We start from the raw sequence: 23,095 nt of genomic DNA on the forward strand, positions 1-23,095 counted from the left end.
AGGTGAGGTAGATGCCTTCTAATGCATATCTAGTATTGGGTGTTAATCCGGTATCAAATGAATCAAATGTAGAGCTATCTACTACAATATCAATCACGTTCGCTAAACATATCAATCTTGATACGTTAAACAATAATACGATTCGCCTAAGAAAAGTAAATGGCGATTTCGTAGAGTACACTGGGCGATATAACAACGTGAACAAAGTGTACGAAATTACTCCTAACGCTCCACTTGAACCTAATACACAGTATCAAACAATGGTAATTGGTGGGGCGAGTGGTGTTGTTTCAATCGATAACAATTACCTTCCTAGTACAAAGACATATGAGTTTGTAACTGTTCAGAAAAAGGGAATTACCGCTTTAGAGAACTTAGTATTAGCACAAGATTACTACTTTGTTTCTGCTAAGTGGGACTTACCTAATGGATTAGTGGATGGGGAAGAGATTTACTTTAATGTTCGACTATCTACATCTAACAATCCCGAAGCCTATGATTTGTGGCCAAAGAACCCACTAGAGGGTAAAACAACAAGCCTTAGCTTCACTATTCCTTATCGTTTAGAAGCAGAGAAGAATTATTATGTACATGTTCAAGGTGTTACAGGTGATAAGGAAACAGCTTGGTTAACAAGTCAGATTTACATCGAGAAAAAAGGAGAACAACCCGTAACTCCACCAGTTGTAGAACCACCAACTACAGGTGAAGGTGGAGGAAGCGGTGGGGGAGGAGCAATAGTTGGTCAGTTATCTATTGTCGATCATTTCCCTCAAACAGGAGAGTTACAAAAACCTTCGGAAGTAGTTGTTGTGTTTACAGATACTATTGCTAGTAGCTTATTCGGTGAAGACCAACCCGAAACAAACCCTTTATTCTACGTTGTAGAAGCTCCATACAAACAACAGCTTTCTTTAATTGATATGAGAGGTGCATATAGCCCTAATAAGGCTATAAAAGGTCGTATAAGCCTAGATGAAGAGAATGCTAACGTATTAGTCTTTACACCTGCAGAAGGCCCTACAGTCTTTAGACAGGGCAAGGAATATACAGTAGTAGTTTCTAAGAATCTAAAGGGCGAAAACACTTTGCCTACTGGAATGACTTATACATTTAGTTTTGTAGGTACACCAGAACATTTACATGGTGACATCACTCAAATCAGAGAAGTATTGAAACAATTTGGGCTAAATCCATCAACTCGATTCCTTCAGTCATTAATGAGAAAGTACAGTCAATTTGCATGTGATATATGGTTTGAGTCACCAGCATTTGATGAGGAACTTCATAAAGATGGAGATGCCCCTTACTACATCAATGAATATGTAAACACACAAGTAACCATCGACTCGTTACTAAGCGGTGGAAGTGCCGTTTCTTCAAGTGGTGATGAGAGCATTAAATTGGGTGACCTATCTGTAACAAAGAAAGCAGGAAGCTCAAGCTCAAACAATGTGTCTTCTATGATTAGGAAACTGCAAGGAGCATTAAAGCCTTGGGAAGATCTTATTCATGGTCATCACAATAGAGGATATGCAAAACCAGGTAATGCAGTAAAAGGTGAATCAGTATCACCATATCCTGATTTCGTAACAAGAACTACACTGAAAGACTTCGATAAGTAGGTGAATAGATAATGAGAGTAAGTTTCGACCTATCTAATGAATTCAAAAAGATCTTGGAAGAGTACGGTCATGATGTACTAGTTCTTAGACAAGATAAGAAGCTTTTATGTTCTTGTTATAACGAAGTAACCCAAGAGGCGGATCGGGATTGTCCGATTTGTCTCGGGCTGGGTTATTCTTTCATTGCTGAAAGACATACAACAAGAGCTGACAACATTTCTTTAGAACCACAGTTAGCAGGCCTTTTAAAAGAGGTTCCTATCGGTGATGTACTAACAGGAGGTAGAAAGTATTACTTTCAGCCAAACATGACAGCAAATGAAAAAGATTTGATTGTTGAAGTTGATTGGGATAATTTCGGACGACCTTCTTATAAAGATGAAGGTATATTTAAAATCACAAACGTAGACCACAGTAAAGATCTTGGAGAAGCACAGACTATCTACAAGGCTTACTACGCTGTTGTACAACCTGTAAGAAGCAAGATACGCGGTATCCGCATCTCAGAAATAAACGGCGTTAAACAATACAATATTTTATTGGAGGGGTAAGAATGTATAAATACAATCAACTTATCTTCCCTTCTCACATGGAAAAGAATACTCGCTTTCTAGTGTTAGCGGGTTTTTCTTTTAATGGGCCAGTAGGGACACCTTTTATCATCCGAGAGAACACAGACCCGTCTTATATTCTTGGTGATTGTCGTCTAACGGAAAACGTAAGAATGGCAAGAAAATACGGGATTACGCCACTAATCCTACGATTAAATGGAACACATGGGGAATGTGTAGTTAATCATGATGAATTAAACACTCCGGCACTTCGATTTAAAACATTAGAAGCAACGGATGAATCAAACAATATCAGTATTCACTTATTCCCAACTCATATGGTGGTTAAAGGTGTAAATAATAGTTACTCTTATTTGTTTGCTGATTATAAAGGCTTAGATGAATTAGCTTTTGCAATCAAACAGGATCTTTATTTTAAAGCAGGGGAAGTCGATGTAGAAGTCGTTAATCAGGTTCCTGTAGCAGGATTATGTTTAGCAGAAAGACACGTTCGATTTACAGGCGCGGACGATGGATTCCATTATGTAAGTAATCACGATGATTCAGACTCAGACGATAAGCTCCAAATGCAATTACAGCTATTAAGGGATAGTTTAATCGATGAAGATGGAAGCGAATTGTACTTTACAGGCGAACTAAGTAGCTTTCAAATAGATACACTTCTATTTACAGACATTCCTTACGAAAAAGCATCTACTGAACTAACCTATATATTTGGAGAATTTGCTAAGACGAAAACAAGTGAACAATCTATTTTCTGTTCAGCTGTTTTATGCTCTGATTTGTTCTCAGAGAGTCGTTATGGGGTGACAGGTGAAGATACATATGAACCTCAGATACAAACACTTCTAGAAAAGGCTTCTATTAATAAGGAAGAAAGTCGTCATCTGGAACATGTAGAAGTTGTAGTTGGTGTACAGGATTCGGAAAATCCTAAGTACTTATCTATGCCAGCCGCAGCAACTTACGCTTGTATGCGATACAAACTACCTAATTTCCACAATTCAGCCACTAATAAGCAACTACTTTATATAAATACGTTACAAAGTAGGGAACTCAAAAAGGTTGAAGTTGCTAAATTAACAAGTAGTGGTTATATATGTATCGTACCATCAATTAAAAAAGGATTTGTTCCTTTTTCCTCAAAAAATCTTTACCCTCAAAACACACTCTATTCAAAACCTCATTACCTTCGAAGTATAAGTTACGATGTTAACCGAATCGCTGGATTCTTCAATCAATACATTGGAGAGCCATTCAGCTTCGTATTACTTCAATCCATCATCACACAAGTTGATGCCTTCATCGATAATCTTTCAGAAGATCATCCAATCTACAGAAATATAAAAATGGAAGTCTTAGATTATGACCAAGTAAATCTTACTCTAGCAATCTCGTTTGAGTTGTATGGAGAAATTGAATCGGTTAAAACTTCCTTTACTTATGTTCCATCAAGTGAGGTGAATGTTTCATGGTAGTAGAAATCAATAAGCCGACTCAAGCAAATGGTTCTATGGACTATGAAGACATGACAAAGACAATCAAGTATTTATTAGATGCTGCATGGGGCCCTAAATGGGGAAGTTTTATCCCCGACGGACCAAATGTAACAGATGACAAGCATGTAGAATATCCAATCATCGTTCATTATCTTAGCGTAATGCAACCGGGGTTAATCGGTAAAAACACCAGAGAAATCAAACCTCGTCAACGTTACCTTGCTTTTAATGAAGATTCTAATGGAACTCTACCACCTGCAACTAAGATTTATGGTCAGGTATTTGATGCAGAGATTGTTTTTGAGATTTGGGAAGAAACCAATGCGCGAGTGGACAAGCTCACAAAAGAGTTTCGTCAAACACTTGCAACATACACGGGATTCCTTAAAGAGAAGGGGCTTAAAGAACTTCAATTCGTAAGGATGGAAACAGACTTATCAAAAGCAAATATACGTGATGCGAGTAAGACTCGTAGACTTGTTTACTTTGCTAAGTTTGAAGAATTAACAGAAGTCCCTGTAGATATCTTCCGTGTGATAGATGTCGTAGAGAAGAGACTCCAAGAAACAACAAACACTCAACTGGGTGAATAGCGCTCGTCGCTTTTCAAATACAACAAAATAAAGAGGGGGCAAACCTATGCTTTACGAAAATCTTCCTGGTATTAATGTCACGCTTAAAGATGGTGGCTTAATTATCCCAGAACGAGGCGGATCAGAGTCGATCCTAATCATCGCTCCATCTCTTGCGAAAGATGCTCCTGAAGAACCAGTATTAATCCGTAGTTCATCTGAACTTGTGCAAGCTGGATTCGGTGATTTCTATGTAGCAGGAGAGGTTAACCCGATTGCTGCAGAGTGGAAAGCTGCTACTGATGGCGGAGCTAGAATGGTATACCTAGTAGCTCTTAAAGAAATCAGTACAGAGCGTGCTACTGAACTTGAGAAACTTGCAATCGATGCTTATGTAGCTCAAGGAAACACTTCACAAGAAGCTGAAGCTAAGTTCAAAAACGTTTTAGTTGGTACTACAGAAGCAGTTCGTATCCGTCGTAAGTTTATCTATTTCTATGACTTACTAATGAGCGACTTACTTGATTTCACTGTAGATCACGTAGTTCTAAAAGGAGTTACGCTTGAGGATGAAGCAACTAACCTAGTTGGTGAATTCTTCCCTGAAGTTCCAAACTCTGAAGACTTCCCTTACATCAGCGGAATGGTTACTTCTTCTTATGTAATGGAATCTAATTCTATTGTTTATCCAGTAGAAATTACAACTGGAACTAACGATAAGCTAGTAGTAAAAGTTGATGGCAAAGATGTAACGTTTACGCTTCCTGCAAAAACTTACAACGGCAGCACACTAACTATTAGTGACTTAGTAAAAGACTTAAAAGCTGTTATCGATGCAGATCCAACTGGTATCAAAGCTAACGTAAGAGAAGACAGTGGTAAAATCGTTCTTTACTTCGATGCTCCTGCTTCTGTACAAGCTGGTACAACAGCTACTGGTCTTCAATTAAGTAATCAAGTAGCAAAATGGCAAAAAACTAGCTTTGGTGTAATCCACCGCGGTTCATTCGCTCAAACAGTTGCTGATTATTGTTCTATGAAGACTTTAATGAAGTCAGCTGCTATCGGATACATCGGGGTTAAATCTCCAGTAGATACGAAAGTTTCTACAATCCGCAAATATGTGGACGAGCTAGCTAAGCTTGACACAGAAATCTCTCCTTACCTGCAAGTAGTAGGGTCTGAAGTTGGAGTAATCATGCCAACAACAAACTCAATGCACTATGTAAATGGTGCGACTCACTACGCTGCATTACTTTCAACTCTTCGAAAAGAAAGTGCTCCTACAAACAAACCAATCAAAGGTGTTAAAGCTATCCGCTTTGACTACTCTCTTCGCCAACTTTCTAAACTTACTAGCAAGAAAATCGTTACATTCCGCTTGAAAGATTCAACTCAACTAGTTGTTACAGATGGAATCACAACTGCTCCATCTATCTTTATGGCTGGAAAAGTACGTGAAAGTGACTTCGCTCGTTTATCTACTCTTCGTATCACTCAACTAGCAATCCAAGTTGTTCGTGAAGCAGTAGAACCATTCATTGGTGAAGCGAACGAAATGCCACAGTACAACGCAATGAACACTGCTATCAAGTCAGCATTAGAAAAAATCCGCGAAGCAGGCGCAATCCAAGGATATAAATTCTCAATCGGTAACCTTGGAGTTTACTTAGATGAAGCAACAGTTACTTTAGAAATCATCCCGGCATTTGAATTACGTCGTGTTGAAGTTCAAGTTAACTTAGCTCCTCCTGAGTACATGCTACAAAGCCTTGGTCAATAAGAACCATTGATGAGAAGAGGGGAATCAACGCCCCTCTCTTACATAAAAGAATAACAGGAGGTTACTAACCTATGAGTACAACAGCTTCTCGCTATAGCAAAACATTTACTACTTACGGTGGATCAGACATCGTATGTACATTTAATGGACAGGTAGTTGGTCAATTACAAGCTATTACTTACTCAGTTACTCGTGAAAAAGGTCCTGTGTATGTAATGGGTGACCCAAACCCAAAATCTTTCTCTCGTGGTAAACGTGGTATCGCAGGAAGTTTAGTATTTACTATCTTCGACCGTGATGCACTGTTCAACCTTAAACAACAAGCTACTGTTCACCGTCATGGTTTAAACCAAACGGATGCCCTATCAAGTAGCACTACTCAAGTTTTAGATGTAGAACAAAACGCTGCAGCTTTAACTCAACGTAATGACCTTGTACAAGGATGGCAGACAAAACGTAAAGCCAACTTCATCGACGAAATCCCTCCATTTGATATCACTATCAACTTCCTTAACGAATATGGACAAGCTAGTAAAATGGAAATCTACGGTGTAGAGATTCTGAATGAAGGAATGGGCTTAAGTGTTGATGACAACACTACAGAAAAAGCTTGTACTTTCATCGCTCGTAACATCGTTGAGATGCGTCCACAAGATGATTGGGAAGTAGAATAATAACAACTAAAGAGGTGCTTCGGCATCTCTTTTTTGTATTTGGTAGCAAAATTATTTTCGAGTGGTTATGTTCCGTTTATAGAAAATAGAAAGGCAGGTGTCTTCATGACAAGTAAATACCAGAAGACGTATACGAGTTTTGCAGGTACGGATATTGTTGCTGTTGTAACTCCCGAAGGTGGTAAATCTGTAGTGTTGGGTCAATTACAGACGATCTCTTATTCTGTATTTAGACCAACAGCTCCAGTATATGCCTTAGGACAGATTGCAGCTAAAGGTGTTGTACGTGGAGCAAGAACGGTAGCAGGAAGTCTAATCTTTACTGTATTTGACCGTCACGTTTTATATGAAATTATGAGAGACCATAATAGCAATTCGGGCAATTGTCCTATTAATAAGAGTGATGAGCTTCCACCATTCGATATAACAATCAACTTTATGAATGAGTATGGCCAGTCTTCAAGATTAGTAATCTATGGAGTGTATCTTATTTCAGAAGGACAAACAATGTCAGTAGAAGACATGATTACAGAAAACACAATGGAGTTCATTGCTTTAGATATCGACACAATGAAACCAGATGTTTTTGATGAAGGGTGGTAAGAAGTATGAGTGATGGAGCTTACACACCAACAGGTCAATCTAAAAAGGGTTATGCGAATTATTACTCAGGAACAGATATTAGAATCTATTTCGGAGACAACTGGATAGATGAAATTGTAGAGATTGAATGGACAATGCAAGAGCAATTAGCACCAATCTACGGATTTGCTTCATATACGTGGGATAAGGTAGCTAGAGGGAATCGTTTTGTTCAAGGTTCTTTTTCTATTAACTTCAAAGAAGCTGGTTATTTACAAACCGTACTTAATAGTTTAAGTTCTGAAATGACAGACGAACAAGAGTGGTTTAACCTAGCAGAATTTAACGGCGATGGTGGACAGAGTGCCCATAAAAACACCAAGGTTGAAGATCTAATAGATAACTTTCAGGCCTTAGCAGATGACTATGAAAATGCACTGTGGGGAACAAACTCTAACTCTTCTAAGCTAATAGATAGTCGTAAAACCGATACATTCTTTTATAGCACAAATGAAAATGCAAAGAACAAAGCTTTAAAGGAGCATGGTTTCAACATCTTATTAACTTATGGGAATAATCCTTGTGCTGTTAGAGGAGCAGGGAGCTATAAGACCGCTCAAACAATCGTCGGGGTACAACTAACAGGTGTTTCACAAAGAGTTGATCCATCTGGAAACCCTATTTCTGAAGTATATACTTTCATTGCAAAAGATATCTCAGGAAATGTACAAAAAGCGTACTAGGTTAATTACAAGGTTTACATAACAAGATTATAGTAACCTTTAAATCTTTTATATTTATGAGAGAAAGAGGAGGAAACACAATGGCAAAACGTGTTGAAAAAGAAGAAGTTTTTACAGAAGATACGCAAGAAGAAACTCCGGTTGTTAAAGTAGGAGACAAATTTGATGAAGATGATGTTTCAAAAGCGGAGCAAGAAATCTTCCCAGGTGGTCCAACTTATAACGAACTAGAAAAATGGAAGTCTATGTATGCAGGAGAAGTATACTTGACTGAATTCGATGATGAAAACATTTTTGTATGGCGACCAATTAAGCGTAAAGAGTATAAAGATGTTGCTAAAATTCCAAATGCAGATAACTTCTATAAAGAAGAACGTATCTGTGAGAAAGCAGTTCTTTTCCCTGCTAACTATGGTTTCATGCAAATGACAAATGGTAAAGCTGGTATTCCGACACTATTACACGAATTAGTATTAGAGAAGTCAGGATTCGCAGCTAAAACAGGCGCAATGCGCTTAAGCTAACAGCTAAGGAGGCGTAATATCGCCTCCTATTTTTATTGTAGGGAGGAAATAACATGTTAATCGATCCTAATTTATTGAATGACAAGGTAGAAGAACTACCTATTGAATTTGAAACATATGAAGAAGAAGTATACTTCAAAGAACAATTGCGTGTTTGGCATGAGGAACACGGACATATCTACATGCAAGAAATAAGCGATGTACTATTTTTCTTCCGTGCATTAAGCAAAGAAGAACTAAAGATTGCACAGGAAGTATACAACGATGACTATGAGCGAACGGAATATATCTGTAAAACTTGTGTTATTGAACCGATTATTGAAGATTATTCGCTAGATATTTTTGCAGGTGTACCAGAAGTTCTTTGTCGTTCTATTTTAGAAGAATCAGGATATACAAAGGCACAAAAAGTTAAGATCATGATAGCTAGATGGGAAAAACATATGGAGGATTCAGAAAATCAACTTCCATTAGTCATAAAAGAAGCATTTCAAGATATCCCATTAAGCGAAATAGAATCATGGCCAATGGCTAAAACAGCAGAGTATTATGTTAAAGCTAAATGGTTACTAGAAAATCTACGTGGATTACAATTAGTGAATGAAGCAGATATGCAACAACAGCAACAGTAAGGTGGTGAGTAAGTATGGCTGATAAACGCTATACGGGTGAAGAGAAAGAGAAGAGTCATCTGCTAAGTAATATAGCAAAAACAGGTTCCCTTATCGGTGGAGGAGTAATGGCTTACCGTAACCGAGCAATGATAGGTAAAGCTATGTCTGAGTTATCTAGTAATGCAGCGGTCACTGGAAGTAGGGTATTAAGTAAGGATGGACATGCATACAGTGCTTTATCCGATGCTAAGGTATTTATGAAAGGAATATCAGACGCTCTTGGTGACAACCCATCTGTTATTAGGACATTACGCGGTGGGTTCGATAGTAATATACAAGAGAAAATGCATAAAAACTTCGAAGCTTCTGTCCGTAACAGTATCAAGAAGAGACAGATGCTTACGAATCGCCCAGGTCAAAACAATACAGAATTCGTTAGTCGTTACTATAAAGAATTCCACAAAAGAAACATGGGTGGTCTGAATAAGTTTGAATATGCTGCTACTCAATCATTCCGTCAAAATAAAATCCTTGAAAACCTACGAAAACAATCCTCTATTAAAAACAATGGTGGGGACAAGATTCTTAACGCTCTTACCCATTACCACAATCAAAATAAAGGTATTTTCAATAGTCCTGCTGATCACGTTGATGACTTCATAAAGCAACTTGAAGATGGAAAGTATGCTCATAAGGTTAAATTCCAAGATGAATCACAACGAAATGCATTTCAGAAACAAATGCTTCAGACTCTTGAGCAGTATAAGGATACTAAAAAAGTATTTGAAGGAAATAAAGGCTCAATCCTATCTCAAGCGAAAGCGATGGAAACCGCTTCTGCTTATGGTTTCATTCAGGATGCACTCAAGCAAACTGATGTATTAAGTACTCAATTTAAGAAAAAAGGTTTTAATCATACTACGTTAAAAGATGCTGAGAAGTTTGACGTAGCTACTAAACGTAAATATGGATTAATTGTTGATGATATTGATGAAAAAGGAAATGAAAAGTCTATTGATGTTACTAAGGAATTAAGAAAATTCTTAGACAACAACAAGCATAATGACGATTTAAATGCACTGCTAGGTAAAAAGGGAATATCTTTTAACTTTGAAGATATGATTCTTGATAAGAATTTATACACTCATGCAAAAACAGGTGAGATGATAGATAATCGACATCTAAAGTCTGGTGCTGTTAGTGCAATAGATTCCTTCCAAGAAAGTGTTAAAGTTCCGTTCCTTAATATTAACCCAGTTGACTTAACACCTTGGCAGGCATTCCGTTCTGGTCAAGCAAAAGAGGGACTTCAAGTATTAGGTGCTGGACAGGTTCACGGTTTTGTAAGGAACTTAGGTGAACAAGCTTTTGATGGGGTAGCTAAAACAACTCAAGAAGGAGCTATTCGCAATCCTCTAAAGAATAGTGACCATTTCTATACTGGTGGAAACGTTTTTCGTTATACAGAAACAGGTGGACTGGATTTAGTTGATGAAGGTCTATACTTAGCTCCATCACAATTCGGTGCATTCTCACGTATGCATAAAAACATGACTAACTACAGTGAGAAAGACGTTGTAGATGAACGTGGATGGGTTAAGAAACTGTTCGATGTTGGATATCAGGAAAATGAAAGCCGAGCAGAAACATACAGAAAAGCATGGGATAAACTTGCAGATCCAATGTATGGGCCAAATGCATTAAGAGGTTTAGTGTACGATTTACATACCTCTAAAGAAAACCAATCAGATATGATTCGTGATGTTTACAATGTAATGCGCGTTGGTATGGATAAGAGCGCAACAAGCCTTACTCGTGAAGCTACAGAAGTTCTTTCTCCTCACGTAAATAAGTTATTTGACCATATCAAAGTAAATGGAGAAGCTTTCGACTTTGCTAGATTAGCTGATGATGACTACGTAAAAGATGCAGCCCTTGTATTTAACAAAGAGCTTAAAAACCAATCGTCTAATATTGGAATGTACAAGTCTCATACTCGTTCTGTATACAATGAAGATTTATCAGGTAGAGATGCTTTAAAACATTATGAGGATCCATCTGTTAAAGAATTAGGTAGATGGACGCAGAAATACATTAATGACCCTGAAGGATTTAACTCCTCAAGGGAAGCTGCAGTGGATAAAAACCTACCATCTTTAATGGAATTTATGGTTCCTACATTTGGTGATGATGCAGCACTTATTCCTGCAACGGAAAAACTTCGACGCTCATTCCATCAATATGCTTTAAGAGCATTAGATAATGAAGCAGGAGACTTTGCTCCGGATGTCGTTAAGAATGGAGCAAGAAAAAGAAGTTCTCTTGCCTATTTAATCGATGCAAGAAATAAAGGTGTTCTATCTGAATCTGATGTAAAGAATGCGAAAGACTTAGAAACATTAACTGACATTCTAGGTTATGACAATATCCATAACATTGATGCAAGACCTCGTGAAGCGAAGACATTCCTTGAGGATGTAATGAACATTCACAAAGGTGATGTTGGTTATGATGATAATAAGCTAGTATTTGAAAGCGGTGGAGTTAGTCTAAATGGCTTTGGGCAAGATCTTCAAGAAGGTATTCTTCGCGCTCAACCTATTACAGGTAGGGCTCCAGAAGCAGGAAAGCCTTCTCCTAATGGTGCAGACTTCATCATTATGCGTAAAAGTGGGTTAGGTAAAGCTGGTAAGGAAATCGTATCAGAGTTAAACATAAACAACCTAAAAAACTATGGTCCAATTGATGATGGTTGGGATCTTGCGATTAATACAGAAATGTATGCAAGAAACGCTTCTTCAACATTAGTTCAACAAGGTTTAGCAGTTTCAAAAGAGATGTTAGCAGGAAGACACATCAATGGAGATTCTTTAGAAAATGTAACAACTTCAACTGCTATTATGTATGGATTAGCAGAACGTCTAGATAATCAGCTTGGTAACTTCGGATTAAGTTTATCTCAGAAGAATCTAGGTTCTTTCCAAAGTATTATTGGTAACCAATACCTACGTCGTATTGTTCTTCCATACGCAGCATACCAACAAGCTGTATACTTTGATGGATTAACAGGGGATACGGTTAGTGATACAGCTGCAGATGCATACGTAAATACTCATACAACTCTTCAAAGTATTAAAGAAGGACTTGGTATTAATAAGGCATTACGTCCTTGGGCAAATGTATTTAAAAATGCAGGTGCTGACCAAGTAGGAGAATGGTTGGGAGTTAAGCAATTAGACTTCTTAACATTCGGTATGTTTAGTGATTTCCGTAGCGGTGAAGACACTAGAGAGTACTATGAATCTGGTGAAGATGCAATTCGTAAAAATAGATACTGGGGAGTTGGTTCTCCTTCTCCTTGGGCTGGTGGAGGAATCGACCACTTTGAAGCCAACTGGTATCGTAAATTAAAGTCTGATTATAAATTCACAGACACTATGTATGGTAGTGAAAGTGAATATTGGGCGAATAACTGGATGCCTACATTAACTCATCCATTTGCTCCTATTAAGCACTTCTTAACAGACCCTTATCATTATGAAAATAAACATGAATTAGACAGACCGTATGCAATCACTGGTGGTTTTAGTGAACTACAAAACATTCCTATCGTCGGTAATCTTGTTGATGGTACAGTTGGTCGAATCCTAAAACCTCGTAAAGAACACAAGGGGTTAGAAAAAGCGCATGAAGAATACATTTCTTCTATCAACCAGTATATCCAAGATAAGTACAGTCCAGTTAAGGATGGTTCTTATGTAGGTATTTCTGGGACAGGTGCAGTCACTCAATACAATATGTATGCGGATCAAGGAACAGGCGATTACTTTGGTGGTTCAGCAGCTAACTATGGCGCTGATGCTGGTATTGTTAACTACGGTAATGGAATTACACCTGCTTATAAAACAAACGTTGCTGGTGGCGGCGTAGGAGGCCCTGTAGGTGATATAGGCGGCTCAGGTGGAACAGCAGTTGGTGGAAGTATTATTGGTAGAGGTATGAGTGGTGCTACAAGAGCCCAAAACATTTTAGCTGAACAAAACTATGCACTTGCTCAAATGGGTGATGGTGTAGAAGCTGGAACAGTTAATAGCTTAATGAAACTTAGAAATATGGGAATCCCTCAAGATCTTGATAGTATTGGTCAACTTGATAACTTAACAGGTTTACTGAAAGACGGATTCTATAGTGCATCTGAGTTAGGTGGTATCTACGGTTTCTTAACGAAAACAGGAATTGGATATGAAGAGTCATGGCGTGGAACAACACTTGCTCCATCAACATTAATGACTTCTCCAAGTCGTGCTTTTTGGGATATGAACCTTGGTGGTGCCGGTGGTGCGCTATCGGAGATTGGTCGTCGTTATGTTCCTCGTGACCCTAACAAAGATTACTATTCTCCAATTCGAAATACAATGCCTGAATGGTTGCCGGGTATAGGCTCATCGACGGATTTCTTACACGGTGATCCATATACGAAAATACAGAAGGGTGAAATAAGGCTTCCTGGTAAAGCATATGAAACTCTTTACAAGCTTCATCCGGACGGAACAGGTTCTGGTGAATTTGCAGACTACGGTGTATTTGACCGCTTCCGTATCTTAGCAGATGTTGATCCTGATAGTGAACAGTATAAGGTAGCTAAACATCAAGTCTCATTATTACGTCAATCTGGTGGTCTTACAGAAGATATGGATAAAGAGTTTGATGAGATTACTAAGCAAGTCCATGACAAACAGGACACTTATCACTGGTACGATAAGAAGTTTTCAAATGCTGATATCCAAGAGAAGAATGTAACAATCTCTAAAGTTATCGATGCAAATACGTTCATGGTTCGAGAGTTCGATGCTCCAATTAAATTAGCTGGTATCAAATTAACACAAAAAGATAACCAAGATGTAATTGATTGGATGGGACAGTATTTAAAAGTTGGTGCAAAAGTTAAGATTGGTATTGCTGACGATCCTGTTGCGCGAATGAATAATGATACTTATGGCTCAATGGATGCTGTTGTATACACGAACCAAAATGAAGAAGGTCGTTTCTGGTTTGAGACGAACAAAGGCCAGTCATTAAATGCTCTTATCGCAAACCGAACTTGGAAGAATCCAGTTCAGATTAAAGATGATGGCAGCCCAACTTCTACAAGAGCTCTCTATTCAAATGACATGGTAACTGTCGGTAAGTATACTGAGATGTTAACGCATGATATTCTCCCTAAAATACCTTTCGTCGGAATCCTAGCTGATAAGTTCTTACAGGTACGTACACCGATTGAAAGTTATAAGAGAGATCAAGTATACGGTTCAGACTGGAGACCTTGGACACAGCCATATGAAGGCTGGATTAAACCAATGGTAAATACAGTTGCTTCTCAAAACCCACTTATTGCGGGTGCAGAAATGGCAGCTATTGGTCACCTTTGGGGCAAGACAACAAAAGCTAAAGGATTAGGACGTGTCGCTGGATTTGCTATCGGTGCCGGACTTTCTACTCTTCGTGTACTAGATGAAGGAGCAGGAAGAGTTCTTCCGGGCTTAGACAATGTTTGGATTCCTCAAGAACGTGAAGATGAACGAGAAATTAATCAGTATTTTGACCGTTTAAAATACGTTAAGTATCGTGGTCTTTACGAGAAAGCTAGCCAACTTGCTAAAAGTGAAGAGGGCGTAGATGTAGAAGAATTCTTTGATGCTGCAGCAGAAAAAGGACGAAAAAACAAAGGCTTAAAACGTTACCTAACAGACAAGAAGAAAACATTGTCGTGGGCTAAAAAAATGGGTTATGGTGACACCGAAGCCGTTAAATCACAAATTCATGAACTCTCTGGCGAAATAGAAGATATTTCATCTGCAAAAGAAGCCTATCAAGCAGGGAAGTACACATCTTTAGCTATTAAGTATCGACAAGAGTATGAAGGTACTCTGTATAGCATGGGTGAAACTGGAGCCTCTGATAGAACATCGTTAATGAGAGCCTTAACACCAAAAGAGCGAGAATACATTCCTCGATTCCTTGAGACGACTAGCAGTAAAGAGCGTCAAGAGATTCTAAAATATGTTCCTGAGGACATTAAAAGAATTTTACAAGGTAGTTGGGGGCTTAAGGTAGATAAACAAGAAGATATTGAAGATTACTTCGATAGTCATTATCTACCGAGTGAAAATTGGTCCGGATGGAACGCAGGTACTAATCTTGATGATATAAAAATCAAGGTTATGAAAAAGCAAGGTGTAAATCCAACTACTTCTGGTTATTGGAGCAAAGACCAAGCTAGAGCGGAAAAATCAGGAGAAAAAGCAATACCAATACACTCTTTAAGTAGTTTGATCGATACAGGTCGCTTGCGTGAGGTGTTATCAGGAATGGGATTGTCAGATGTAGATGTCCAATTAACAACTTCTTATGGAGAGGGACCAGGTGGAATTAATACTTCCATCGACATCATGAAAGATATGCAAAATGAAATTTTAGATAATCTTAATGCAGGGATACATTCCTCATTATTCTAAAATACATTAAGCGGCGTTCAGTCTTTTTAGACGGGCGCCGTTATTTATTAGGAGGGTATTATGGAAGGAATCGAAAGAGTACCTATAAAAAACAGAGCACTAACACCTGCTTATGAATCTGCTGATGGTTCAAGCAAGATTAAAATGGAGAACGCAGCAGAACGTACAGCTGCTGAATATAGACAAAGCGCAATAGCTCAAACATATAACGAATTAACAAAAGACAATCGTATTAGTTCATTAGGTATTTGGGAGTCGGCTCGTACTCCAAATAGTTTTAATGTTAATGCCCAACAAGCATTAAATCCTTTTATGAATTTAAAAGGTAACGACAACGTATTGTTCTTTGATATAGAAGCAATCGGTACACCTGAACACATGAGAAGCAATAAAGGTCTAGATCTATTTGCTATGACTGAGTTATCTTTTGGTGGAACTAAGTTCAACGGGAAAGACTTTGTTAAGAATAAAGGCTCTATCGTATCGATGGCAGTTGCTCCAGGAAAAGATGAATATGCTCGCTTAAAGCAACAAATCAATAGATTAAAACAAAATCCGATGATGGCAGTTTCACAGGATATGCACCGTACATTATTAGACTTAGCCAAGTATTCTGATGCAAATAAATTCAAGAGTGCTACAAGTAACGGTAAAGCTTACATGTCATTATTGGGACATTCTCGTGTTCCTTCTGCAGGTACAGCTTTTACAAGAAATACAATAGAGGAAATCGAGAGAGGTCTTAACAACTTGTACCATAAAGGAACAAAGGTTGAAGATGCACTATCTATTTTCCAGAATCATATCAAATCTACGAATTCAAAGTTAGGTGGATACAACATTCACCACTATGACTTACCAGCTATTATTGGTGCTGCAGGAAATAAAAGTACAAAAGAGTTCTTTAGAAGTGTAGCAAAGGATTCATTAGATTTTTATCACGGATATTCTGCTACTGCTAAAGATCCTTATTCATTAACAGGTTCAAGTTTACGACAAGAACATATCCACCAATCTTTATTAAGTAAGAAAAAGATTAAAGCAAATCAATCTTCATATTTATATCACTTAGCAAAAGACGATATTCAAGCGAATATTGAAATTGCAGGATTCACCCACAATAAAATCAAATCATTCATTCAAGAAGCAAAGAAATCTCCAGCTTACGCCCTTAATCCTTCTACATTAAAAACAGAAATCCTAAAAGCAGGACAAGACGTATTCTCTTATCAAAGTGGTTATTTTGACAAAGAGAAACACAAGTACAATCTTGTAGGGACAGTTGATGGAGATGGAAAGATGAGTCCTCGATGGGCGAACTTAAATACATCTCTTCCTTCAAATGAGAATTTTACAATTAAAGAATTCTTACAAGATGTAGCACTACCAGGAACAAAGAAGAAAGGATTCGGTGCAAGACTTGATTCTAAAGATATAAAGGGTAAAAGCATCTTATTAATGTCTGAAACTCAAGAAGGACTAGCACAACAAATTCATGGTTCTTTCATGCCAATGGATGATGCAATTTCTAAAAGCCTGCGTGACTTAAAAGTAAAACATGACGCTTCCTTCCGTGAATATGAAAGAATGTTCGACAATAACGGATGGAAGAAGATGAATGAATACTACAACTATCTAGATAAAGCAGGTAGTGTAGGAGAAGGTTTTGACTGGAAATCACACGTTGTTAAAAATGGAGGAACAGAAGAACTAGCTATGAAGTTCCCTCATATGGTCGCACGACTAGAAGGGGAAAGAGATGTATGGGGAACAGCTATGAGTACTCTAAAAGCTTCAGGATTAAGCGACGAACAGAAGTCAATTGCTCTGCGACACATTAAAAACAAGTTAGATGAACAAGGTGATAACAAAGCCCATGTAACTGCTAAAGGAAATAGATTTTTCGATTTTGCTTTTGGAGAAGAAGATAAAACAATTTTCAATGCAAAAGATACGAACTCAATCAAAGGTTCTTTCCGTTCTTACATTAACGGAAGAAGAAGAGGAGATCGCATTGGAAATCCTGAGAAGTCATACAAGATGGCTCGTATTGATGAATTACAGGATATTATCATTAACAACTTCAAACTTTCACCAGAAGGTAAAGCTTCTAACGATGTGAAATATCTTATCGGTCAGATGAAGCAGGAAGTTATGTCGGGTAATAAAATCGAAACAGCTCTTACTGAAATGTCTAATCTTGTTCGTGACAAGGTAGAAAATATGGGGACAGACAATTTCGTTCGTGAAGTAACTAATCAAATGACGGATAACCGAACAACTGCAATCAAAGGGTTAATGAAGAACCTACCAGATGTTATGCATGAAAGCATTGAGAATGCTCGTTCATACAAAAATGCTAAGGACATATTAAATGGTAATAGCCCACTAAAAGGATTCTTAAGAGAGCAGGATAGCCGCATTAAGAGATTATTTGAGAAGAACTTCGGCACACATGGAATGAACGATGCAGACACAATTAGTAAAGCAAGTGGTATGGCTGCTAAGTATGAGGATCTTGTTGGTAAGATTTTATCGTCTTATAGCAATGACTTTAATACTCAAATTCGATTCATGGACGGCGGAAATCCATTGCTTATCTTAGCTGATAAAAAGAGCGGTATGGATTTAAGTGAAGTAAAGACATATGAAGAACTAGTTCGTAACCCTAGATTAGCGACTATTGAACTTCCATCCTTCGATAAAGACATGAAGGTGAAATATGGTGGAAACCGAAAAGCTTCTGTTATTCGCTCTGGTATTGGTACAAAAGGAGCTTATCATAGTACATCAGTTACAGATGCTCTTAATATGATTCTTGATTATTCTAAGAAAGCAAAAGAACTAGCTGAAATTGCTGAGGGTACTGGAAATAAGAATGCATTTGTTCAAATCAGACAAGGACTTCGTTATCGTGTTGGAAGACAAGTAGATCCTGTTCCTACTGATGCAAGTCGAAAGTTACATTTCGACGACAAAGAAATGTTTGATATTAAATCAGCTATTAGTGGTGAAGTTCGTTCAAGTAAATGGGATATCACAGGGTATGCAGAAGCTTGGTATAAAGCAAATCAAAAAAGATTAGGGTTGAACACTTCTGCTGATGTTATTGCCCAAAATGCAAAAGAAAAAGGAATCACATTCTTTGAAGCAATGGGACAAAGAGCAAAAGGTTACGCTACTGCAGGGGGACTTCTTGATTTCGCAAATGGTACTTCTGGATTAAAAGGAAGTATGTTTGGTATCAATAACCGTTCTGCTTCAAAAGGTTTTGTTGGTACTGCAAATACAGATGCTCGTACTTATATGGCACTAGGTAATTACTATGCTGATTCAGTAGAGAATCCACATAAGACAATCAACTACCGAAAAGTAGACCAAGAAGTTGCTTCAAGAGTATTACGCGGATCTGGTAAAGACCAATCCTTCCGTACAAAAAATAGCTTTATTTCATCTGCTGCATTTAAAGCACTGGATGATGCAAATGAAGTCCGCGGTATTACAATGCAAACAGGTTATATGACGGATGAAGAAATTGCATTAAAGCTAAAAGATGCTAACAAAATCAGTGAATACAAAAGCATGATTGATAAAGCGCAAGCTAAAAATCAAATCTCTCCTGTTGAAGCAAGACAAATGAAGAAGTCTTTAGATATGGGTATGCTTTCTACAAGTGAAGGTTTAGCATTCATGGATCATAGACTAATGAAAGCTTTTGATGGAATGGATGAAGTTCGTATTAACATGAACGCTGAGAAAGTAATGTTCAACAACTCCATTGAAACAGCCATTGAAAAAGAAGCAGAGAAACAAGGGCTTGGTAATGGTTTGTGGAAAGAGAAAGGAATCACTTTTGATAAACCACTAGAAGTTGATATTAATTCAATGTTTAATGAGAAAAATCATCTTACTCTTGGAAAATATGAAATTAACAACATCAAAAACGAGATTGTTGATGAAAAACGTTTTAAGAAAGGTGATAAGGTATCTATCCTTGGATTCAACGCAGATGACATTGATAAGAGATCACTTGTATTAGGTAGACAACGTAAAACAGGTCATGGTTTTAAAGCCGTAACTGAAGGTGGTTTCCGTGCTACGATGACTCCTATGCTTGGAGAAATTATGAGTGATTTATATGGCGTAGACGGAGTAGAACAAGTAATTTCTCATCTAGGAGAAAAGAAAGGTGCTACTGACCTACCTGCATTAATTCGTGGTTACGATACTCAGATTCGTCAACAATTCGGCGGTACAGTTGAAAAGAAAATCACCGGTTATGGTTCAGAAGATAAAGCATTGTCTTCATTCTACAAAGACGTTGAGCAAATGCTTGGTATTAAAACGACTAACCAAAATGGTCAATACGTTGTAGATTCCAACTTTGGTTTAGACGGAAAACAGTTGGATCAAAAAGGCCGTGAAAAACTTTCAGCTAAGTGGATGAGTGAATTAGGACTAAATCGTGAAGTATTCGCCGATATTACAATGGCCCATGATGTTTGGAATCGTCAGGGTGGAATTGACCGCGGTAAGATAACTGTTAAAGAGATAGACATGTTAGATCGTTCTTACACTCGAACAGGTATATATAAACCAGGAGAATCTTCTGCACATGCTAACTTCATGCGTGATATGGTTTATGGTTCTCAAACTTCACCAGAAATTAAAGCACAACAAAAAGTGTTTAATGAAATGGTTAAAGTTGCTGGTAACTATGATAACGGTTGGACTCCTAAAGCAGGAGATGTAGTTATTGATTACACTTCTGATGGTATGGGGTTAATGACTGATGTAAATGCACAGATGAAAGATGGAGTACTTCATGTAAGTAAGGATTCGTTTGAAGCAATTCCCCAAAAGTCTGGTCATAGTCAAACATTCACTGTTGGTGATTACAATAAAACTATCATTAATGCCGGAGCAACGGAGTTTAATTTAGAGTCTGGTGGCAAAGGTAAGAAGATTCAAGAACACTTACTTAGCACAAAAGGAACAGCGTACTTAAAACTTCCGGAGTTCGCAGCGAACCAACACATTCCTCTTCTGGATATCAATTCAATGAAGCTACCTAGTGATGTTAACTATGTTGAGAAAACAGAGTTCCTTGATACACTAAAAGGTCACTACGCTTCTATTGCGAGAAAAACAGAAGAGTATAACGGCTTATTTACAACAGATAAGTTTTCTGTAGAGGATGTAGCTAAACGACGTGGAGTTCTGGAAACAGAAATAAACAGAGAGATAGCTAACTTGACTACAACTCTTGGTGATTCAACTTCAAAAGAAGGTATGGCTAAGATCATGGCAAGAAGACTTCCGATGTCTTCTCAATACCAATTTGGAGGCGTTAACCCAGCTCTTGCTTATCAGAAAGAGGGCGAAAAGTGGGTAAACAACGGTATCGCTAAAGAAGGCGAAGTCTACATGAACGAGAAAGATGTTCGTAATTTAATTGGAGACAAAGCTGAAAACATTGCGAAATCTTGGGGTGCAGATACGACGAAAATCAAACCAGAGGACATGACAGAGTATGTTATGAGAAACTGGAACAAAAACGATGTGTTCTCAACTACTATTCGTTATCCATCGATTGACGTTGGTACGACTCAAGCTCTTAAGTTGAAAATCAGTGATGCTGTTGGTGAAGGGCAAGTAGTCGGATTACGTGGTATGGCTGAACGTATTTCAGGTGACTTCGATGGAGATAACTTAGCGGTATTCTTAACTCATTATGGAATAGATGATGAGAAACAAAGAAGTGCAGTATTGAATGACATCACTAAGCTACATAATTCTGATAAAGCGAAGAACCAATTAGCTGCTGATGTAATCATGAACAGTATGGAAAAAGACTTCCGTACAAGCGTCTCAAGTGCTACTGGTTTAGATGCAACTCATAAAGATGTAGTTGCTGCTTCTGAAGCGTTCTTCTCAGGTAATAGTACTAAAAATCTTACTCTCGGCAACTTACATGGTGCTGAAGCACATGAAAAAATTCGTAAATCACTTCAAAGTACAGGTGTGTACGATGACTGGGGAACAGTTAAGAATGGTGAATTCGGACTAGGTAAAGCTGAACACGAGAAATCAATCTTAGCTCGTGCAACTTCTTCTACAATTGGTAGCGTAGATAATACACGTATGAGAATGTCTGCAGCGTTTATGACGATGGCGGAAACAAAATACAAGCTATTTAATGAAGCAGAAGGGGTAATGAAATACTCTAGGGACGATTACGTGCGAGAAACTGCAATGGTGGATGAGTTCCTTCGTGAATACTCTCAGAAGTCTATCTCGGCTAAGAAAGTAGAAGGTTCAAACCAAACTGCAGAAGAAGTAATGGGCGACCTTTACAGCATGATTGATAAAATTAATAATCCTAGTAACGGATTGGATTATGATTTAGCTGCAGCTGACCTAGTTGATCGTGGTCTATTTAAGAACAAGCCATTCTTAGAAATAGGAAAAGGTGAAGTCTACAAAGGATCAAATCAAGAGTTCGTTAAGAAATCTCTTCAAATCTTAGGTGGGGCAGAAGAGGTTTACAGTGAAATGGGTGTTCAAGGATACCGACAATCAAGTTTACTTGTAGCTGCTTCTCAAGGTATTGGATTCCATAACTTCTCCAACATGGTTAAAACAGGTGAACACATCCCTGGTATGGATGCTGTAACTGAAATCTCGAACATTGCAAAAGAGTACGGCAATGCGAGAATGGCTAAACATCAGGAATTCTTCGAGAAATCTGTTCAACGAATTCATGAACGTAGATACGCAAACATTGAAGATCGTTTGGATGATGCAGTTAGTTCTGTTGAAATCATGGGAGAAAGAAAAGCTGTTGAGCCAAAAATCATGTCAAATGAAGCAATGCCGCTTCATCGTACAATGAGAGATGAAATGAATGAGTCGCTTTCAGATATTGCAACTGCTGGTAAGAAAGCATTTAGTGGAAGTGCAGCAAGTTTTGCAGGAGTTGGACTACTTGGATTCGGTGCATTATGGGCAACAAATGCTCTTATGAAAGGCGCACCTACACCAGAAGGCCTGCAAGAAATGGCACCAGTTGCTCCAGAAACTTTAGGAGCTCCTACAGCGCGTGTAACACCTAACCAGAACGGTGAATATATCAATATCTCTGTTAAGGCTTCGGCTGCTAAGAGAATGAATCATAATGACCTAGCAGCTATGCTAAACAATGAAATCATGGCTATGTCGAATGTCAAAATGAGCACGAATGTGAACGTAAATGATAATTCGAGAAACATAGATAACAAGTGGTTAGAGGGCGCAGTTGCAAATGCAATGAATAAGGGTTATGCATATTAATAGACAAATGAGAGTTAACGTTTTGTTAGCTCTTTTTGTTTTACTACAACAAAAGAGGTG

General features: G+C 38.0%; 12 protein-coding genes. All 12 read left to right on the forward strand.

Going from position 1 to position 23,095, the window contains the following annotated elements; translation table 11 throughout:
* Positions 1-11 precede the first annotated feature (11 nt).
* Positions 12-1,625, forward strand: coding sequence for an Ig-like domain-containing domain (locus JDS99_RS05730; RefSeq protein WP_199694732.1), 1,614 nt, complete (start codon positions 12-14; stop codon positions 1,623-1,625).
* 11 nt (positions 1,626-1,636) lie between these two features.
* Positions 1,637-2,176, forward strand: coding sequence for a hypothetical protein (locus JDS99_RS05735; RefSeq protein ID WP_199694733.1), 540 nt, complete (start codon positions 1,637-1,639; stop codon positions 2,174-2,176).
* 2 nt (positions 2,177-2,178) lie between these two features.
* A complete protein-coding gene (locus JDS99_RS05740; RefSeq protein WP_199694734.1) occupies positions 2,179-3,675 on the forward strand; it encodes a hypothetical protein in 1,497 nt (498 codons plus the stop codon).
* On the forward strand, positions 3,669-4,289 hold the full coding sequence (locus JDS99_RS05745) for a hypothetical protein (RefSeq protein ID WP_098265218.1): 621 nt from the start codon (positions 3,669-3,671) through the stop codon (positions 4,287-4,289). Before JDS99_RS05740 ends, JDS99_RS05745 begins: the two co-directional genes overlap by 7 nt.
* A gap of 46 nt (positions 4,290-4,335) precedes the next feature.
* Positions 4,336-6,051, forward strand: coding sequence for a phage tail sheath protein (locus JDS99_RS05750; protein WP_199694735.1), 1,716 nt, complete (start codon positions 4,336-4,338; stop codon positions 6,049-6,051).
* 71 nt (positions 6,052-6,122) lie between these two features.
* A complete protein-coding gene (locus JDS99_RS05755; protein ID WP_139888899.1) occupies positions 6,123-6,725 on the forward strand; it encodes a hypothetical protein in 603 nt (200 codons plus the stop codon).
* A 105-nt stretch (positions 6,726-6,830) separates the two neighbouring features.
* Positions 6,831-7,328: a virion structural protein gene (locus tag JDS99_RS05760; RefSeq protein ID WP_199694736.1), complete on the forward strand. Its 498-nt coding sequence runs from the start codon at positions 6,831-6,833 to the stop codon at positions 7,326-7,328.
* Between the two features lie 5 nt (positions 7,329-7,333).
* On the forward strand, positions 7,334-8,050 hold the full coding sequence (locus JDS99_RS05765; RefSeq protein WP_085782838.1) for a hypothetical protein: 717 nt from the start codon (positions 7,334-7,336) through the stop codon (positions 8,048-8,050).
* A gap of 80 nt (positions 8,051-8,130) precedes the next feature.
* Positions 8,131-8,574, forward strand: a complete 444-nt coding sequence (locus JDS99_RS05770) for a tail chaperonin (protein ID WP_085782839.1) — start codon at positions 8,131-8,133, stop codon at positions 8,572-8,574.
* A gap of 53 nt (positions 8,575-8,627) precedes the next feature.
* Positions 8,628-9,206 (forward strand): tail chaperonin, encoded by a 579-nt coding sequence (locus tag JDS99_RS05775; RefSeq protein ID WP_139888900.1) that lies wholly within the window; start codon positions 8,628-8,630, stop codon positions 9,204-9,206.
* A gap of 14 nt (positions 9,207-9,220) precedes the next feature.
* The gene (locus JDS99_RS05780) at positions 9,221-15,703 is read left to right on the forward strand and encodes a hypothetical protein (protein ID WP_199694737.1); all 6,483 of its coding nucleotides are present in this window, start codon (positions 9,221-9,223) and stop codon (positions 15,701-15,703) included.
* A 60-nt stretch (positions 15,704-15,763) separates the two neighbouring features.
* A complete protein-coding gene (locus JDS99_RS05785) occupies positions 15,764-23,035 on the forward strand; it encodes a hypothetical protein (protein ID WP_199694738.1) in 7,272 nt (2,423 codons plus the stop codon).
* The last annotated feature ends 60 nt before the right edge of the window (positions 23,036-23,095 follow it).

Origin of the sequence: Bacillus cereus group sp. N6, assembly GCF_016483705.1 — a bacterium.
GTDB classification, from domain to species: domain Bacteria; phylum Bacillota; class Bacilli; order Bacillales; family Bacillaceae_G; genus Bacillus_A; species Bacillus_A wiedmannii.

What these genes read in the sequence shown, in the direction of transcription:
- JDS99_RS05730 (WP_199694732.1), top strand. Translation starts at nt 12, where the DNA reads ATGCCTTCTAATGCATATCTAGTATTGGGTGTTAATCCGGTATCAAAT.
- JDS99_RS05735 (WP_199694733.1), top strand. Translation starts at nt 1,637, where the DNA reads ATGAGAGTAAGTTTCGACCTATCTAATGAATTCAAAAAGATCTTGGAA.
- JDS99_RS05740 (WP_199694734.1), top strand. Translation starts at nt 2,179, where the DNA reads ATGTATAAATACAATCAACTTATCTTCCCTTCTCACATGGAAAAGAAT.
- JDS99_RS05745 (WP_098265218.1), top strand. Translation starts at nt 3,669, where the DNA reads ATGGTAGTAGAAATCAATAAGCCGACTCAAGCAAATGGTTCTATGGAC.
- JDS99_RS05750 (WP_199694735.1), top strand. Translation starts at nt 4,336, where the DNA reads ATGCTTTACGAAAATCTTCCTGGTATTAATGTCACGCTTAAAGATGGT.
- JDS99_RS05755 (WP_139888899.1), top strand. Translation starts at nt 6,123, where the DNA reads ATGAGTACAACAGCTTCTCGCTATAGCAAAACATTTACTACTTACGGT.
- JDS99_RS05760 (WP_199694736.1), top strand. Translation starts at nt 6,831, where the DNA reads ATGACAAGTAAATACCAGAAGACGTATACGAGTTTTGCAGGTACGGAT.
- JDS99_RS05765 (WP_085782838.1), top strand. Translation starts at nt 7,334, where the DNA reads ATGAGTGATGGAGCTTACACACCAACAGGTCAATCTAAAAAGGGTTAT.
- JDS99_RS05770 (WP_085782839.1), top strand. Translation starts at nt 8,131, where the DNA reads ATGGCAAAACGTGTTGAAAAAGAAGAAGTTTTTACAGAAGATACGCAA.
- JDS99_RS05775 (WP_139888900.1), top strand. Translation starts at nt 8,628, where the DNA reads ATGTTAATCGATCCTAATTTATTGAATGACAAGGTAGAAGAACTACCT.
- JDS99_RS05780 (WP_199694737.1), top strand. Translation starts at nt 9,221, where the DNA reads ATGGCTGATAAACGCTATACGGGTGAAGAGAAAGAGAAGAGTCATCTG.
- JDS99_RS05785 (WP_199694738.1), top strand. Translation starts at nt 15,764, where the DNA reads ATGGAAGGAATCGAAAGAGTACCTATAAAAAACAGAGCACTAACACCT.